This is a genomic window from Cryobacterium sp. N21 (assembly GCF_002929575.1).
Taxonomy (GTDB): domain Bacteria; phylum Actinomycetota; class Actinomycetes; order Actinomycetales; family Microbacteriaceae; genus Cryobacterium; species Cryobacterium flavum.
The window spans coordinates 292,740-309,352 of record NZ_PJJQ01000033.1 but is presented as its reverse complement, the minus strand read 5'-3'; the positions used below and the strand labels follow the sequence as shown (position 1 = coordinate 309,352).

Genomic DNA, 16,613 nt, shown 5'->3' with positions numbered 1-16,613 from the left:
GACACCGAGATTGTCCACATTGACCTTTCAGATGGGGTGCTGCTGTTCACCGCGCTCGACCTAGTTGTCGAGTGCGGCTGTCGTGCGTTGTGTCTAAAACGTATCGGCGCCCAAGGCGGAGTGAGCCGGTTTCGCCTGCACATTCGTGCAGATTGCCGGCAATCGTCAGCCCCGGACGGGGGGTCAGGCGCCGAAGACGGCGGCCTCGCTGACGGCAGCGAGGTCGACCCCGTGCGCGTCGATCAGGATGCCGCGTGCCAGCTCGATTTCTTCAGCCCGGCGTTCGGCGTCCCAGCCGAGCACGGGGGCGACGACGAGCGCGAGCTCTTTGAGCAGCGGGGTGGTGACCGCGCCGACGAAGGCCATGCTGGTGCGGCGCAGGAGCACGTCGATCAGGCGCACGACGCTCTCGGTCGATGCCAGAAACTCGATCTCACGCCGGCTGTAGGCCGCGTTGTGCTGGAGCGGGGCATCCGCCGGACCGCTTGGGTCGGTCAAGAACTCGATGACCTCGCTGGCCCGCGTTCCGTACCGGGCGAGCAGGGCTGCGGCGCGGTCAGTGCCGACCTCGTCGCCGTGGGCGGTGACCCAAACCTGGTGGGCGGCATCCGTTGCCGGGAAGTTGCGCCCGCCACCGATGGCCAGGCCCTCGGTAGAGACGGTGCGCGGCAGGCCAAGCAGCTTCAGAATGTCGGTGCTCAGGTTTTCGGCCAGGGCACGGAACGTTGTCCACTTGCCTCCGACCAGGCTGAGCAGGGTGCCGTCGGCGGCTCCGGCGCGGGGCAGCGGACGCGACTCGATGCGATAGTCGCGGGAGACGAAACCGGGGGCCTCATCGTCGTGGCGGGGCAGCGGGCGCACACCGGCGAAGCGAAACACGATGTGCGAACGATCGACCTTTACCGTTGGGAAAACGTGCGCGACCAGGTCGAAGAAGTAGTCGATCTCAGGTTCGGTGCACCGAATCGGCTTGGTCATATCGTGCTCGAGGTCGGTGGTACCGACCAGAACGCGGCCCTTGAGCGGGTAGATCAACACGATGCGACCGTCTTCATGCTCGAAGAAGATCTCGCGTCCACCGGTTGCCGCGAGCAGCTCCGGGTTGTCGAGCACCACGTGGGAGCCTTTGGTGCCGCCCATGAAGGTGCTCGGCTGACCGAGGGCAGAGTTGGTGAGGTCGGTCCAGGGGCCACTGGTGTTGACGACGACATCCGCCTGGAATCGGAATTCATCGCCGGTGATGGTGTTGCGCAGGAGCACACCGTTCTCATCCATGCCCGCGGCTTCAACGTAATTAGCGGCGCGGGCGTGGGGACCGGCGTCGAGGCCGTCGCGCAGCACATCGAGGGCGAGACGCTCAGGGTCGTGCATGGCCGCGTCGTAGTAGGTGGCGGTGTACTTGAGGCCGGGGTTCAGCAGCGGCAGGGCGGCGAGCGCCTTGGCACGGCCCTTGAACTCGTGGCGCGGCACGGTGCCGCCGTCGCGGGAGAAGGCGTCGTAGATCATCATACCGAGCTTGATGAGCATGGCGCCGCGCTCAACGTGCTTGGCTCCCTGCTTGTGGGTCAGGAACCGGAGCGGCGCTGCCATCACACCGGAGAAGGTGGAGAAGATGGGAATGGTCGTCTGCAGCGGCTTGACGTAGTGCGGCGCGATCTTGAGCAGGCTGTTGCGCTCCGTCACCGACTCCTTCACCAGGCGAAACTCACCGTTTTCGAGGTAGCGCACGCCGCCGTGGATCATGTGCGAGCTGGCCGACGAGGCGCCGGAGACGAAGTCGTTCTTTTCTACGATGACCACGTCGACGCCCTGCAGTGCCAGATCGCGGAAGGTCGCGATGCCGTTGATGCCTGCGCCGATGATGAGCACCTGGGCGTTCGGATGAGCGGAGATCGCGGTCGAAGTCTGTGAGTTTAAGAACGACATTGTTGTCACCTCTGTCTCGGGCTTGCACTCGACAAGCCATGTGAATAGATTCATTCTGACAGTCCTACATAATTTCTCAACCGGATTGAACATACGTGCAAGGAGCCGCTGTGACCTTCGAGACCGACCCCGTGCAGTCCGACCGCAGCCGCGATGCCCTCACCGCCGCGCACCTGTACTACATGCAGGACCTCACAATGGATGCCATTGCCCAGGAGCTACATACCTCCCGTTCCTCCGTCTCCCGCTTGCTCAGCCACGCTCGAGAGACCGGCCTGGTCGACATCCAAATCAAGTCCCCACTGGATGCCCCGAGTCACCTCGAGCAGCAGATCGAGGCTCGATTTCAGATCACCGCGCACGTCGTTCCGGTTCCGGACAGCGCGAGCGATGTCGATCGGCTCGAGCGTGTGGCCCTGTCTGTTGCACGGATTCTCGGCCAATACTTTGACTCGAACATGACCATGGGTATCGCCTGGGGTTCGACCATGAACGCGATCAGCCGGCACGTGACGCCCAAGCAGACGCACAACTCGCAGATCGTGCAGCTCAACGGCGCCGGAAATATGCGTACGACCGGTCTCGGCTACGCGAGTGAGATTCTCGGCCGTTTCGGAACGGCCTTCGGCGCGCATGTGCAGCAGTTTCCGGTGCCGGCCTTCTTCGACGACCCCGCGACCAAGCAGGCGCTGTGGCGCGAGCGCAGCATCAGTCGCCTGATCGATATGCAGTCCATCATGGATATCGCCCTGTTCGGCCTCGGTTCTCCGTTCTCCGGCGTGATCAGCCGGGTCTACGCCGGCGGCTACCTCGAGCAGGCCGAATTCGACGCCCTCAGCGCGGCCGGCGTGGTCGGCGACGTCGCGACAGTGTTCTACCGCGCCGACGGTTCGGCCGACGATATCGCCATGAACGAACGCTCCACCGGTCCGGACTTCACCGCGCTGCGCCGCACCCCGCGCCGCATCTGCGTTGTGGCCGGTCGCTCCAAGCTCGCGAGCCTGCGCGGCGCTCTGGCCGCACACCTCATCACCGACCTGTTCGTCGACGAGAGCACGGCCCGCGCCCTGGTCGAGGCAAACTGATCGGATATTGAACGGAATACCACGGCGCGCAGGCTGTTGCACTATAACTAGAAGTACTACACGTGCTCCGGGGTCGGTGTAATTCCGAACCGGCGGTTAAAGTCCGCGACCCGTTAGTCCCTTTGACGAGGGACCGACGGTTGAGCTGGTGAAACTCCAGCACCGACGGTTAAAGTCCGGACGGGAGGCGCACGAGTTGGTTGGCCCCTACGGTTGACCGACGGGTTTTAGGCATGATGATGCACACCCACGCCCCCGGAGCTCGTCCGACACGGATGAGGGCGGGATGACCAACAACGCGGCAGTTAACGTGGGCCTGCGGAGCGCCATGCGCCGCGCCCTCGAGCTGGCCGCCCAGGGCCTCGCCACCGGAGTCAACCCGCGGGTGGGCTGCGTAATTCTGAATGCCAACGGCGAGACCCTCGCCGAAGGGTGGCACCGCGGCGCCGGCACCCGGCACGCGGAGGTCGACGCGCTCGCACAGCTCGACCCCGGCGCCGCTCGCGGAAGCACCGTCGTTGTCACGCTCGAACCGTGCAACCATATCGGCCGCACCGGTCCGTGCGCAGAGGCCCTGATCGATGCCGGCGTGGCCCGCGTCGTGTACTCGGTGACCGACCCGGGCCAGCACTCCTGCGGCGGGGCCGACCGGCTGCGCGCCGCCGGCATCGAGGTGCAGGGCGGGCTGTTCGCCAATGTCGGCGAGGCTTTTCTCGCCGACTGGCTCGTCGCCGCCCGCCTCGGTCGCCCGTTCGTCACTCTCAAATGGGCGTCGAGCCTCGACGGGCGCGCGGCCGCCGCCGACGGCTCCAGCCGTTGGATCACCGGCGACGCGGCCCGCCTCGACGTGCACCGACGTCGTAGCGCCTCCGATGCGATCCTGATCGGCACCGGCACCGTTCTCGCCGATGACCCCGCCTTGACCGCGCGCGACGCCGACGGTGTGCTGCTCCCCCGGCAGCCCGTGCCCGTGGTGGTCGGGCGACGCGAGGCGCCGGCATCCTCTGCCCTGTTTGCGCACCCGCAGCAGCCGCTGTTCTTCGACGGCCTCGACCTGCCCGGCCTACTCGCCGACCTGCACAAACGCGCCGTGCGCAGCGTGTTCATCGAGGGCGGCCCAACCGTGGCGAGCGCGTTCGTGGCCGCCGGGCTGGTCGACGAATACCTCGTCTACCTCGCGCCGACGCTGATCGGCGGCCCGCGACTGGCCCTCACTGACATCGGCGTAGCCGCAATCGGCGAGCAGCGCCGCCTCTCTATCCACTCCCTCGACCGCCTCGGCGACGATGTTCTCATCGTGGCCCGACCGCTCACACCCTAAGGAACCCATGTTCACCGGAATCATCGAGGAGCTCGGCCAGATCGAGCGCATCGAGACCACAGCGGATGCCGCCCGCCTCACCATCCGCGGCCCACTCGTGGTCGACGGCGCCGGTCACGGCGACTCCATCGCCGTAGCCGGCGTCTGCCTCACCGTGGTCGAACGCACCCCCGACACGTTCACCGCCGACGTGATGGCCCAGACCCTGTCGATGTCGACCCTGTCTGACGCCAGAGTCGGCTCCACGGTCAACCTCGAACGCGCCGCCCTCGTCGGCGGACGACTCGGCGGCCACATCGTGCAGGGCCACATCGACGGCACCAGCACCGTACTCGCCGTCACCCCCGGCGAGGCCTGGCGGGTGCTGCGATTCAGCCTCAGCGCCCAGCTGGCGCCGCTCGTGGTCGGTAAGGGGTCGATCGCCATCGACGGCGTCTCCCTCACCGTGAGCAACATCAGTCCGGCCACCGATGTGAACCAGTGGTTCGAGGTGTCGCTCATTCCGGAGACCCTCACCGCCACCACCCTCGGCGAACGCGCCGTCGGCGACCGGGTCAACATCGAGACCGACATTCTGGCGCGCCACGTCGAACGGATGCTGGCCCTCGCCACCCACAATTCCCAGCCCGAAGCAGCAACAAGGAGCGCATCATGAGCCTCGCCGATATTCCCTCCGCACTCGACGCCCTGCGCCTCGGCCGACCGGTCATCGTCGCCGACGACGAGGGCCGCGAAAACGAGGGCGACGTCATCATCTCCGCCCAGTTGGCCACGCAGGAGTGGATCGCCTGGACCGTGCGCTACTCCTCCGGATTCATCTGCGCGCCGATGACCAACGAGATCGCCGACCAGCTCGACCTGCCGGTGATGGTGCTCAACAACGAGGACCCACTCGGCACCAACTACACGGTGAGTGTCGATGCCGCCGACCGGCTGTCGACCGGCATCAGTGCCGCTGACCGCGCCCACACCCTGCGGGTGCTGGCCGACCCGCAGTCGGCCCCGGCCAGCCTGCACCGCCCCGGCCACATCCTGCCGCTGCGGGCCCGCGACGGCGGCGTGCGAGAGCGCGGCGGCCACACCGAAGCCGGCGTCGACCTCATGAAACTGGCCGGCCTGGTTCCGGTCGCCGCGATCGCCGAGATCGTCGCCGAGGACGGCGAAATGATGCGCCTGCCCGGCCTGCTCGAACTCGGTGAGCGCGAGGGGCTGCTCGTCATCACGATCAAAGACCTGATCAGCTACCTGGACGAGTTCCACCCGAACGAGGCGCTGCCGACGATCGCCCCGATCATCGAGGCCCCGCGGGTCGACTTCGAGGTGGAGACCACGGTGCCCACCCGGCACGGGGCCTTCCGAGTACGCGCCTACCGGGACCGCTCCACCGGTGCCGATCACGTCGCTTTCGTCGCCGGAACCCCGGTCAATGGTGCCATTGTGCGGGTGCACTCCGAGTGCCTCACCGGGGAGGCCTTCGGCTCGCTCAAGTGCGAGTGCGGACCGCAGCTCGACGCCTCCCTCGACATCATCCAGGCGGAGGGCGGCGTCGTCGTCTACCTGCGCGGCCAGGAGGGGCGCGGCATCGGCCTGATCAACAAGCTGCGCGCCTACGAGCTGCAGGAGGACGGCCTCGACACCCTCGACGCCAACCTCGCGCTGGGGCTGCCCGGCGACAGCCGCGATTACGGCGCGGCCACCAGCATCCTGCACGATCTGGGTTTGCAGTCGGTGCGGCTGCTCACCAACAACCCGGAGAAGGTGCGTCAACTTGAACTGCACGGCGTCGCCGTGACCGAACGGGTGCCGCTCGTGGTGGGTATCGGCGAGTTCAACGAGGAGTACGTCGCCACCAAACGTGACCGCATGGGTCACCACATTTCCAACATCGAAATCATGAACGGAATCGCCTAATGGCTGGAACAGGACCCACAATCAGCGTTGACGGACGCGGCCTTCGGCTCGTCATCGTTGCCGGTCTGTGGCACACCGGCATCACCGACGGCCTCATCGCCGGCGCGACCCGGGTGCTCGAAGCGAGCAACGCCGAATTCTCACTCGTTCGCGTTCCGGGCAGCTTCGAATTGCCCGTCGCCTGCAAGGTCGCGCTCGATAGCGGTGCCGACGCGGTCGTCGCGCTCGGCGTGATCATTCGCGGCGGCACCCCCCACTTCGAGTTCGTTTCGAATGCGGCAACGGATGGCCTCACCCGCGTCGCCCTCGACACCGGCAAGCCTGTGGGGTTCGGCGTCTTGACGCTGGACGACGAGCAGCAGGGCCTCGACCGGGCCGGATTGCCCGGGTCGAAGGAAGACAAGGGCGAGGAGGCGGCATCCGCTGCCCTCTCGACCGCGTTGGTGCTTCGGGAGTTGCGCGGGCACATCGGGTAAGGGACGGCGTCTTTGTGTCTCTAGGCTGAACGCATGGACCTTATACGCAATATTCTGCTCATTCTGCACTTCGTCGGACTGGCTTCGCTGCTCGGCGGCTTTCTCGTGCAGATCAAGCCGATCATTGTCGGCAAGGGCACGATCGTCGCCGCAATGTTCCACGGTGCGCTGACCCAGCTGGTCACCGGCGTGCTGCTCGTCGGCATCATCGAGATGGGTTCGCTCGGCCACATCGACAATGCCAAGATCGGCGTCAAGCTGGTCGTGCTCCTCGTGATCACCGTGCTCGTGATCGTCAACCGCAAGAAGCCGAGCGTTTCATCGCTCGTGCTCTGGGCCATTGGCGCCTTGACCCTGGCCAACGTTGCCATCGCGGTGCTCTGGAAGTAACTGCGCGAAAGCGGGCTAAGGTATTTCGTGACCTCTACACGCGGCCACACCACCATTCGTGCGTAAACGCTTCCGCGGGAAGTCAGATCGACTTGCGGGTTTCGTCGGCGCTCAGCCATCCTTTCGAAAGCGTTCCATCCTCATGTCAACAAGCACAGCGTCAGTATCGACGCCGACTACACCTCTCAATCCGAAGAGTCGCGTCATCATGGCGAGCCTCATCGGCACGACCATTGAGTTCTACGACTTCTACGTCTACGCGACGGCAGCCGTTCTGGTCTTCCCGCACCTGTTCTTTCCGACCGGCAACGACACCACCGCGCTGCTCGCCTCCTTCGCCGTCTTCGGCGCTGCGATGGTCGCCCGCCCGATCGGCGCGCTGTTCTTCGGCCACTTCGGTGACCGCAAGGGACGCAAGGCCACCCTGGTCGGCGCTCTGCTCACGATGGGTATCGCGACCTTTTTGATCGGCCTGCTGCCGACCTACGCCATGATCGGCTGGTGGGCACCGCTCATGCTCGTCATCCTGCGTCTCGCCCAAGGCTTCGCCCTCGGTGGGGAGTGGAGCGGCGCGGCGCTGGTTGCGACCGAGAATGCTCCGGTCGGCAAGCGCGCCTGGTACGGCACCTTCCCGCAGGTCGGCGCCCCGCTCGGCTTCATCATTGCCAACGGCCTGTTTCTCGGCCTCGCCCTCGCGCTGCCGTCGACCGACCCGACCCGTCCGTCGGAGGCGTTCCTCGAGTGGGCCTGGCGCGTGCCGTTCCTGTTCTCGGCCGTGATGGTCATCGTCGGACTCTGGGTGCGTCTGCGCCTAGTTGAAAGTGACGTCTTCACCAAGGTCGTCAAGGCTGACAGGGTTGAGAAGCTGCCGCTCGCTGCCGTGTTCAAGTCCAACTGGCGCGAACTCATCCTCGGCACGTTCATCATGCTGGCCACCTACGTGCTGTTCTACCTGATGACCACCTTCACGCTGAGCTACGGTCGTGCCGCCACCGATGCCGAGGTCCCCGGACTCGGCTTCACCTACAACAGCTTCATTCTCATGATGATTCTCGGCGTGGTGTTCTTCGGAATCTTCACCCTCGCCTCCGGCCCCTGGGCGGATAAGCACGGACGTCGCAAGACGCTCATCATCGTGACCCTGTTCATCATCGTGTTCGGGTTCCTCTTCGTGCCGTTGCTCGGTGCCGGTGACCTCAGTGTGATGCTGTTCCTCATCGTGGGCTTCTCGCTCATGGGCATGACCTTCGGCCCGATGGGCGCGTTGCTGCCCGAGCTGTTCCCGACCAATGTGCGCTACACCGGCTCGGCGTTCGCTTACAACATAAGTTCCATTCTGGGTGCCGCAGTTGCCCCGTTCATCGCCGTCTGGCTCTGGACGATCGGCGAGGGCAGCCCGTTCTGGGTCGGCATCTACCTCTCGGTGATGGGTGTCATCACCCTGATCGCGCTGATCCTGAGCCGCGAAACCAAAGACCTCGACCTGCACCGCTGAGTTCTTTCGGTACGGCATCCGCTCCTCTCACGCTCGGCGTGGGGGGAGCGTTGTCAGTTCAGGAAGAGGGCTTTGAGGCGGCGGGTGGTCGCGAACAGGCCGACCACGATCATCACGGCATAGTAGAGCACGTGCCAGAGCAGCCCAAGGTTGACCTGGCCGGTGGTCAGTGCCCGCACGAGCTCGACACCGTGCCAGAGCGGCAGCGCCTGGATCACATATTGGATTCCCTGCGGGTAGACGCTGAGCGGGTAGAACGTGGCCGAAAACAGAAACATCGGCAGCAGCACGAAGTTGATCCAGTCCATCTGCTGGAACGTCTTCATGTAGCTTGTGACCGCCATACCCACGCTCGCAAAGCCGAACGCGATGAGCAACACGGCGAGCAGGGCGAGCAGCGCCCACCAGGACAGGTTCAGGCCGAGGGCCTGCATGACGAGCATGAATCCGGTCGCGTAGAGCAGTCCGCGCAGCAGGGCGAGCGAGATCTCGCCGAGTGCCACGTCGAGCGGGCCGAGCGAGGTCGATAGCATCCCCTCGTAAAGCTTGGCGAACTGCATCTTGAAGAACACGTTCCAGGTCGAGTCGTAGATCGCGCCGTTCATCGCGGCGACGGCGAGCAGGGCCGGGGCAATGAACGCTGCGTAGGAGACCTGGGTGCCGTCGGCGGTCTGCACCTGCCCGATCAGTGCCCCGAGGCCGAGGCCCATTGACAGCAGGTAGAAGATGGGCTCGACGAAGCCGCTCAGTACGACGAGGGAGTTGGTGCTGCGGGTCGCTCGCCAGCCGCGCGCCATGACACTGCGCGCGTTGCCAGCATAAAGGTGGCCGAACGCGCGCGGCGGGCGAGCGCCCGCCGCGATCGTCGACGGAGACAGCTGCGGCCCGGTCACTTGTTCAACCTGTCGGCCGTGAGGCGGCGGGCACAGATCCAGCCGACGGCCAGCAGCGCGGCGAGATAGAGCACGTGCACGAGGCTCAACCAGATCGGCTCCGGCATACCGTAGGCGAAGACTCGAGAGAGTTCGGTGCCGTGCCAGAGTGGCGAGATCCAGCCGATCCACTGCAGGTACGGTGGCAGCACATCGAGGGGAAAGAACGTGCCCGAGAACAGGGTCATCGGCAAAATGACGAAGCGTTGCACCATGGCGAGCTGTCCGGTGTCGTCTTTGAGGGTGGCCGTGTAGGCCATCACGAGCGCCCCGAAGGCCAGGCCGGTGAGCAGCGCCACGAGCACAGCGACGAACCCCAGTGGCCCCGGTACCGCCCCGAAGACCAGCATGAAGACGAAGAAGATGGCACAGGTGAGCAGCATGCGCGCGGCGACCGAGATGACGATGCCGTTGATGATCTGGCCGGGCTGAATCGAGCTTGCGTTCATGCCGAAGAAGGTGGGGTTCCACTTGAAGCCGAGCATGATCGGGTAGGTGAACTCTTCGGAAGCCACCGCGATCGCACTGCTGGCGAGCAACGCCGGGGCGAGGAAGGAGAGGTAGCTCACCCCGTTGACGGCGTCGTCGCCGAGATTGCCGTCGACCAGGCTTGCCAGGCCTACCCCCATCGCGTACAGGTAGACCAGCGGGCTGCCGATTGCTGTGAACAGCACGGTCTGGGCATACGACCGCATCACCAAAAATCGGTGTTCGGCCACATACCAGGAGCCGTAACGGCGGGTACGCGCGGCCTGCGCGACCGCCGCCGCGAGCGTATCAGAGCGGATGCCGTCGCTCGTATTATCGGAAAGCGTGCTCATTCGATCAGGTTTCGGCCGGTGAGCCGCAGGAACACGTCTTCGAGGCTGGAGCGACGCACGAGGCTGGTGATCGGGTGGAGGCCGGCTGCGGTCATCCGCTCTAATTCATTCTCGCCGCTGTCGCTGTAGACCAGGATGCGGTCGGGCAGCACGTCGACCCGCTCGCCATAGCCCTCGATGCGGCCCGCGACCTCGGCGTTCTGGGTGGACCCGAACCGCACCTCGAGCACTTCGCGCGAGGAATAGCGGCGAATGAGGTCGGCCGGGGAACCTTCGGCCATGATGCGCCCCTTGTCGACCACGACGAGGCGGTCGCAGAGCTGCTCGGCTTCGTCCATATAGTGGGTGGTGAGGAGCAGCGTCGTGCCCTGCTCTTTCAGGCGGAAGAGGCGGTCCCAGAGAATGTGGCGTGCCTGCGGGTCGAGGCCGGTGGTCGGTTCGTCGAGGAGCAGGATGCGCGGGTCGTTGATGAGGGCCCGGGCGATGGTGAGGCGACGCTTCATGCCGCCGGACAGGTCGTCGACCTTGGCGGAGGCCTTGTCGGCGAGCTGCGCGAACTCGAGCAGTTCGTCGGCCCGACGGGCCACCCGGGCGCGCGGCAGCCCGAAGTAGCGGCCGTAGACCAGTAGGTTCTCCCGCACCTTGAGTTCCATGTCGAGGTTGTTCTCCTGCGGAACGACACCGAGCTGGGAGCGAATCTCGGGACCATACCGATTGGGGTCGAGGCCGAGCACAGTCAGGTCGCCGCTCGTGCGCGTGGAGACCGCACCGATCATGCGCATCGTCGTGGATTTACCGGCGCCGTTGGGCCCGAGCAGCCCGAAGGACTCCCCCGGCGCAACCTCAAAGCTGATGCCGTCGACGGCGACGAAATCGCTTGCGTTCTTGACCGGATAACTTTTGACGAGATTCTGGGTGGCGATGACAGGCTCTGGCACAGTTCTAACCTAGACCGCACCGGTGACACTGGGGATTGTTCGCATCTTCGGCAGCTACGATTCTCTGGTGACTACCGCTACCCGTGTGCCCGAATCCGCTGCTGCATCCGCTTCCCCGAGCGCCGGGAAGACACCGCGCGGCCGACGCGGCCGACCCGTTCCCGCCGGTCCCCGCGCCACGTTCAGCCAGTTATTGCCCTACCTGTTCGAGCACAAAAAGGTGCTCAGCGTCGTCATCGTTCTGAGCGTGCTGGGCGCCGCCGCGAGCCTGGCCCAGCCGCTGCTCGTCAGCCAGGTCATCACGATCGTGCAGGCGAATGACCCACTCGGGTCGCTCGTTGGTGTGCTGATTGCGCTCGTGGTCATTTCGGGCCTGATCAGCGGCTACCAGCACTATCTGCTGCAGCGCACCGGCGAGGGCGTCGTGCTCTCCAGCCGGCGCAAACTGGTCGGGCGACTGCTGCGACTGCCGATCAGCGAATTCGACGCCCGCCGCACCGGAGACCTCGTCTCCCGCGTCGGCAGCGACACCACCCTGCTGCGCGCGGTACTCACCCAGGGCCTGGTCGAAGCGATCGGCGGGTCGCTCACCTTCATCGGCGCACTCGTGGCGATGCTCATCATCGACCCGGTACTGCTCGGCCTGACCGTGCTCGTCATCGCAGTGTCGGTGGTCACCGTCATCCTGCTGTCCCGCCGCATTCGCACCGCCAGCACGGCCGCCCAGGTGAAGGTTGGCGACCTCGCGGCCAGCGTCGAACGCGCCATCAGCGCCATTCGCACCGTGCGCGCCGCCAATGCCACCGACCGTGAAGTCGCCGTGATCGAGGAAGACGCCCGCGGCGCTTGGCGCATGGGTATCAAGGTTGCCAAGATCAGCGCCCTCGTCGTACCGATCGCCGGCATCGCCATGCAGGTGTCGTTTCTCGTGGTGCTCGGCGTCGGCGGTTTTCGGGTCGCGAGCGACGCCATCACCATCGCCGACCTGGTCGCGTTCATTCTGTTTCTGTTCATGATGATCATGCCGCTCGGACAGTTCTTCGGCGCGATCACCTCGGTTAACTCCGCGCTCGGCGCGCTCGGCCGTATCCAGGAGATCATCGACCTGCCCGCCGAGGACCAGTTCGACCGGGACATCGCCCCGCTCGCCATGACGGTCGGCGCCGCCAACGAAAAGGTGCGCCCCGAAGCCGCCGCGATCAGCTTCGAGAACGTGCACTTCGGCTATGCGGTCGCTCCGGTCGACGCTGATTCCAACGAAGCGGATGCTGCCGCCGCCGATATCGAGACCGCTCCCCCGTCAACAGACCCGCGGCCGGTGCTCAACGGCGTTTCTTTCGCCGCCCCGCGCGGACTGCGCACGGCGCTCGTCGGGCCGAGCGGCGCGGGCAAGAGCACCATCCTCGCCCTGATCGAGAGGTTTTACGACGTTTCGGACGGCACCGTGCGACTGGGCGGGCTGGACATCCGCTCGCTGGATCGCACCGCGCTGCGCGCCCAGATCGGCTACGTCGAACAGGACGCCCCGGTGCTCGCCGGGTCGCTGCGGGACAACCTCACTCTCGCGACCCCCGACGCCACCGACGAGGACTGCATCACCGTGCTGCACGCGGTCAACCTGGGCGAGGTACTCGACCGCGACCCGGCCGGACTCGGGGCTGCGGTCGGCGAATCGGGAGTGAAACTCTCCGGTGGCGAACGCCAGCGGCTCGCGATCGCGCGGGCGCTGCTCGCGGCGCCACCGATTCTGCTGCTCGACGAGTCCACCTCGAGCCTCGACGGCAAGAACGAGCAGATGATGCGGGAGGCCATCGACGCCGTCGCGGCCGACCGCACCCTGATCGTGATCGCGCACCGCCTGTCGACCGTGGTCGACAGTGACCAGATCGTGGTGCTCGACCACGGCCAGGTCGTCGGCGTCGGCACGCACTCCGAGCTCGTCGTCTCGACCCCCCTCTATCGCGACTTAGCAAAACACCAACTACTGGTCTAGCCCGCCATGCCGGTATTTTTTACCGGTAAATATGCGACACGCCGCACAGATTGACGCGCGATTACTGCGTGTCGCGAAATCTACCGGGGTTACGTGCGCCGAAAGCGCAGAGTGACGAGCTGAAACGGGCGCAGCTCCAGCGTCAGGGCGGCGTCATCGGCCTCGATGACGGCGGCCGAGATGACCGGGCGCTCCAGTAGGTCGGTCTCGAACATTTCGGTCGCGTCGAATGAGCGGATGACGCGGGCCAGGGCCCGGGTACCGTGCGCCTCGTAGACCCGCACGATGACGTCGCCGCTGCCGTCTTCGGCGAGTTTCACCGCCTCGATCACGACGGCCGGGTTGTCGACAGTGAATAGCGGCTCCACTGGCGTGGAACCGACGCCGGTTACGGTGCGGATCGGCAGATTCAGTCGATAGCCCTCATATACCGCGTCGGGAATACTCGCGCCCACGCGCAGAGCAACGCGTAGCTCGTGCCGCCCCTGGTCGGCGGTCGGATCGGGAAAAAGCGGCGCGCGCAGCAGGGAGAGCGACACGGTCGTGCCGATGCGGGGTGCGGCATCCGCTTCTGAAGCGAAGACGGTGCGGGTGATCGAGTGCCCGTAGGTGGAATCGTTGGCGACGGCCACTCCGAAGCCGGGTTCGCCGACGTGCACCCAGCGGTGGGCGACGGTTTCGAAGCGGGCCGCATCCCACGAGGTGTTTGCATGCGTCGGACGGAATATATGGCCGAACTGAATCTCGGAGGCGGCCCGGTCAGCGGCGACCTCGAGCGCGAAGTTTAGCCTCAGCAGTTTCTGGCGCTCGTGCCAGTCGATGTTGAACGTGAGGTCGATGGCACTCGAGTCTTGCGCCAGGGTGACGTCTTGGGTGATAGTCGAGGCACCGAAGCGCCGCGTGACGCGAACGCCGACCTGACCGTGGGGCAGGTGGTCGAGCTGCTCCACCGTCTCGGCGTCGGTGAGCGCCTCGAACAGGCGTGCGTTGGGGGTGTCGATGTCCCAGGCATCCCACTGGGTGGGGGTGTCGCGGTGCAGGGTGAGCAGGTTGGCCCTGGCTCCGGTCGGCACGACCTCGCGCTCGGCGTGGCGATCGTAGATCGAAGTGAAGAGACCGTCGGCGTCGATGGTCACGCGCACGTGCCGGTTCGACAGTACCCAGCCGGCGGGGGTGCGCGCGATCGTGGCGCCAAGAAGGGAATCCGCAACCTGCGTGACACCGCAAAGTGCGGGCACACCCTCCTGGGCGTAGGGCCCCGCGTTCAGCAGAATCGCGTCGTCGCCTGGTCCGCACAGCGCTCGAACGGATGCCTTGATCACCCCTTCGAGCACCCCCGCGACCCGCGCATACTCACGCTCGGCCTGTTGGTGAACCCAGGCGATCGACGATCCCGGAAGAATGTCATGAAACTGTTGCAGCAACACCGTCTGCCACGCGTTTTCGAGTGCCGCGCGTGGATACTCCGCTCCTGACCGAATGAATGCCGTCGTCGCCCATAACTCGGCCTCCCGCAGTAGGTGTTCGCAGCGCCGGTTGCCCTGCTTGGTGCGGGCCTGCGAGGTGAGCGTGCCGCGGTGAAACTCCAAGTACAGCTCCCCCGACCAGACCGGTGGCGCCGCGTAATCGGCCTCCGCCGCCTCGAAGAACCGCCGCGGACTCGACAGCTCGACCGTGGGCGATCCCTCGAGGGACGCGGTGCGGTGGGCGGCGGCGATCATCTCCTCGGTCGGTCCGCCGCCGCCGTCGCCCCAGCCGAACGGCACGAGCGAGGTGTTCGCGACACCCTTTTCGCTGTAGAGGCGTTCGGCCCGGGCCAGTTCGAGCCCGGAGAGCTGCGCGTTGTAGTCGGCGACCGGCGGAAAGTGTGTAAAGATGCGGCTGCCGTCGAGGCCCTCCCAGAGAAAGCTGTGGTGCGGAAACACGTTCGTGTCGTTCCAGGAGAGTTTTTGGGTGAGAAACCAGCGGCTGCCGGCGGCCCGCACGATCTGCGGCAGCGCCGCCGAGTATCCGAACGAGTCCGGCAGCCAGACCTCGAGTGGTTCTACCCCGAACTCGCGCAGGAAAAACCCCTTGCCCGCCACGAACTGCCGCGCCAACGCCTCACCGCCGGGCATGTTCGTGTCGGATTCGACCCACATTCCGCCGGTCGGCACGAAGTTGCCGGCCGCGACGGCCCGCCGCACCCGCTCGAACAGCTCAGGGTAGCCGTCCTGCAGCCAGGCGTATTGCTGCGCCGACGAGGCGGCGAACACGAAATCGGGGTACCGGTCAATCAGGTCGAGCACGTTGGAGAAGGTGCGCGCGACCTTGCGCACCGTCTCCCGCACCGGCCACAGCCAGGCACTGTCGATGTGCGCGTGCCCGACAGCGTGCACCCGGTGCGCGCTGGCATTCGCCGGGCTCGCGAGCACGTCGGCGAAGGCGGCCCGACCAACCGCCGCCGTGCCGCCGACATCGTCGGGGTCGAGAAGGTCGAGGCAGCGTTCCAGCGCCCGCAGAATGTTCGCCCGTCGGGGCGAGGCGGCCGGCAGCTCGCGGCGCAGGCCGTCTAGCGCTACGACGTCCTGCAGAAGGTGCCAGGCCTGTGTGTCGCGCGCTGCGACATCCGCTTGCCGCAGGGTGTAGAGCGGCGTGGTGCCGGCGGTGGCGAGGTCGCCCAGCGGGGTGGGGGTGAAGCTGAAGTCGGCGGCGATATTGGGGTTGGCGGCCGCCTCGATGTACATATCGACAATTTCGCCGGTGACCGTGACGGCACGGTTCAGCGATTCGACGCCTTTGAGGAGTCGCCCGTCTGGGTTGTAGGCCGTGCCCTCGGCCTGAAACCCCGGCACGGCGACCGTGAACCCGAGGTCGACCACGACCTCGATGCGGGTTTCGGCCAGGCCGGCCCACTTGGGCGGCACCGTTCCCGTCAGGTGAAACCACACCGTGCCCCAGGGCCGCCCCCACGCCTCGCCCACGGCAAACGGCGTGAACGGATGCGAGACGGCCTCCGCAAACGAGACTGGCTCCCCCGGCGCCACCCAGGCCGTGACCGTGAGCGGCGCGGTAGCCCCATAGATCGCCGGCTGCAGCCGTTCGCGAACAAACCGATTCATCCGGGCCTCGACGAGTGCGCTGTCGTCATGCATGCTCGCATCCTACGACCGTGGCTGTCGTCGAGCGAGGCGGCGTGCTGACGAGCATCCCCGTGGTGGGGCCCACCTTACGTCCCTGGGCCCAGTTTATAAACTGGGCCCAGGGACGGGGCCCGGGCCCCGACCGCGGTGGGGACGCGAAACGGCCCCGCCACCAGGGGTGGCGGGGCCGTTTCGCGCTGCCG

The 16,613-nt window shown here is 66.1% G+C and carries 13 protein-coding genes and 1 riboswitch; of the genes, 8 read left to right on the top strand and 5 right to left on the bottom strand.

Annotation, left to right across the window (positions count from 1 at the left end; genetic code table 11):
* Positions 1-183: 183 nt before the first annotated feature.
* Entirely contained in the window at positions 184-1,926 is a 1,743-nt protein-coding gene (locus CXY77_RS11720; protein WP_104089680.1) for a glycerol-3-phosphate dehydrogenase/oxidase, read from the bottom strand.
* A gap of 110 nt (positions 1,927-2,036) precedes the next feature.
* On the opposite strand from CXY77_RS11720, the gene CXY77_RS11715 reads away from it, so the two are divergent.
* The 7 genes from CXY77_RS11715 (at position 2,037) to CXY77_RS11685 (ending at position 8,604) form a co-directional block, all read left to right on the top strand.
* Complete coding sequence (locus tag CXY77_RS11715; protein WP_338061540.1) at positions 2,037-3,011, top strand: sugar-binding transcriptional regulator; 975 nt, start codon at positions 2,037-2,039, stop codon at positions 3,009-3,011.
* Between the two features lie 59 nt (positions 3,012-3,070).
* Positions 3,071-3,207, top strand: a riboswitch (FMN riboswitch).
* 90 nt (positions 3,208-3,297) lie between these two features.
* Positions 3,298-4,332, top strand: coding sequence for a bifunctional diaminohydroxyphosphoribosylaminopyrimidine deaminase/5-amino-6-(5-phosphoribosylamino)uracil reductase RibD (gene ribD, locus CXY77_RS11710; protein WP_233197364.1), 1,035 nt, complete (start codon positions 3,298-3,300; stop codon positions 4,330-4,332).
* Between the two features lie 7 nt (positions 4,333-4,339).
* Positions 4,340-4,987, top strand: coding sequence for a riboflavin synthase (locus CXY77_RS11705; RefSeq protein ID WP_092339032.1), 648 nt, complete (start codon positions 4,340-4,342; stop codon positions 4,985-4,987).
* Positions 4,984-6,243, top strand: coding sequence for a GTP cyclohydrolase II (gene ribA / locus CXY77_RS11700; protein WP_092339034.1), 1,260 nt, complete (start codon positions 4,984-4,986; stop codon positions 6,241-6,243). The genes CXY77_RS11705 and ribA overlap by 4 nt, the downstream gene beginning before the upstream one ends.
* A complete protein-coding gene (ribH, locus tag CXY77_RS11695) occupies positions 6,243-6,719 on the top strand; it encodes a 6,7-dimethyl-8-ribityllumazine synthase (protein ID WP_104089679.1) in 477 nt (158 codons plus the stop codon). The genes ribA and ribH overlap by 1 nt, the downstream gene beginning before the upstream one ends.
* Before the next feature lie 33 nt (positions 6,720-6,752).
* Positions 6,753-7,109 carry a hypothetical protein gene (locus tag CXY77_RS11690; protein WP_104089677.1) on the top strand — a complete coding sequence of 119 codons (357 nt, stop codon included), beginning with the start codon at positions 6,753-6,755 and terminating at the stop codon, positions 7,107-7,109.
* Positions 7,110-7,251: 142 nt separating this feature from the next.
* Positions 7,252-8,604, top strand: a complete 1,353-nt coding sequence (locus CXY77_RS11685) for an MFS transporter (protein ID WP_167552410.1) — start codon at positions 7,252-7,254, stop codon at positions 8,602-8,604.
* 53 nt (positions 8,605-8,657) lie between these two features.
* Here the strand turns inward: CXY77_RS11685 and CXY77_RS11680 are convergent, their stop codons facing one another.
* The 3 genes from CXY77_RS11680 to CXY77_RS11670 are packed head-to-tail and all read right to left on the bottom strand — an operon-like array spanning position 8,658 to position 11,295.
* Positions 8,658-9,482, bottom strand: coding sequence for an ABC transporter permease (locus CXY77_RS11680; RefSeq protein ID WP_233197375.1), 825 nt, complete (start codon positions 9,480-9,482; stop codon positions 8,658-8,660).
* A gap of 11 nt (positions 9,483-9,493) precedes the next feature.
* Entirely contained in the window at positions 9,494-10,357 is an 864-nt protein-coding gene (locus CXY77_RS11675; protein ID WP_104089675.1) for an ABC transporter permease, read from the bottom strand.
* Positions 10,354-11,295 carry an ABC transporter ATP-binding protein gene (locus CXY77_RS11670; protein ID WP_104089674.1) on the bottom strand — a complete coding sequence of 314 codons (942 nt, stop codon included), beginning with the start codon at positions 11,293-11,295 and terminating at the stop codon, positions 10,354-10,356. The genes CXY77_RS11675 and CXY77_RS11670 overlap by 4 nt, the downstream gene beginning before the upstream one ends.
* Before the next feature lie 67 nt (positions 11,296-11,362).
* Between CXY77_RS11670 and CXY77_RS11665 the strand changes: the two genes are divergently transcribed.
* Complete coding sequence (locus CXY77_RS11665; RefSeq protein ID WP_369827307.1) at positions 11,363-13,288, top strand: ABC transporter ATP-binding protein; 1,926 nt, start codon at positions 11,363-11,365, stop codon at positions 13,286-13,288.
* Positions 13,289-13,377: 89 nt separating this feature from the next.
* Here the strand turns inward: CXY77_RS11665 and CXY77_RS11660 are convergent, their stop codons facing one another.
* Entirely contained in the window at positions 13,378-16,422 is a 3,045-nt protein-coding gene (locus CXY77_RS11660) for a glycoside hydrolase family 38 C-terminal domain-containing protein (protein WP_104089672.1), read from the bottom strand.
* Between the last annotated feature and the right edge of the window lie 191 nt (positions 16,423-16,613).

What these genes read in the sequence shown, in the direction of transcription:
- CXY77_RS11685 (WP_167552410.1), top strand. Translation starts at nt 7,252, where the DNA reads ATGTCAACAAGCACAGCGTCAGTATCGACGCCGACTACACCTCTCAAT.
- ribD (WP_233197364.1), top strand. Translation starts at nt 3,298, where the DNA reads ATGACCAACAACGCGGCAGTTAACGTGGGCCTGCGGAGCGCCATGCGC.
- CXY77_RS11690 (WP_104089677.1), top strand. Translation starts at nt 6,753, where the DNA reads ATGGACCTTATACGCAATATTCTGCTCATTCTGCACTTCGTCGGACTG.
- ribA (WP_092339034.1), top strand. Translation starts at nt 4,984, where the DNA reads ATGAGCCTCGCCGATATTCCCTCCGCACTCGACGCCCTGCGCCTCGGC.
- CXY77_RS11720 (WP_104089680.1), bottom strand. Translation starts at nt 1,926, where the DNA reads ATGTCGTTCTTAAACTCACAGACTTCGACCGCGATCTCCGCTCATCCG.
- CXY77_RS11705 (WP_092339032.1), top strand. Translation starts at nt 4,340, where the DNA reads ATGTTCACCGGAATCATCGAGGAGCTCGGCCAGATCGAGCGCATCGAG.
- CXY77_RS11660 (WP_104089672.1), bottom strand. Translation starts at nt 16,422, where the DNA reads ATGCATGACGACAGCGCACTCGTCGAGGCCCGGATGAATCGGTTTGTT.
- ribH (WP_104089679.1), top strand. Translation starts at nt 6,243, where the DNA reads ATGGCTGGAACAGGACCCACAATCAGCGTTGACGGACGCGGCCTTCGG.
- CXY77_RS11675 (WP_104089675.1), bottom strand. Translation starts at nt 10,357, where the DNA reads ATGAGCACGCTTTCCGATAATACGAGCGACGGCATCCGCTCTGATACG.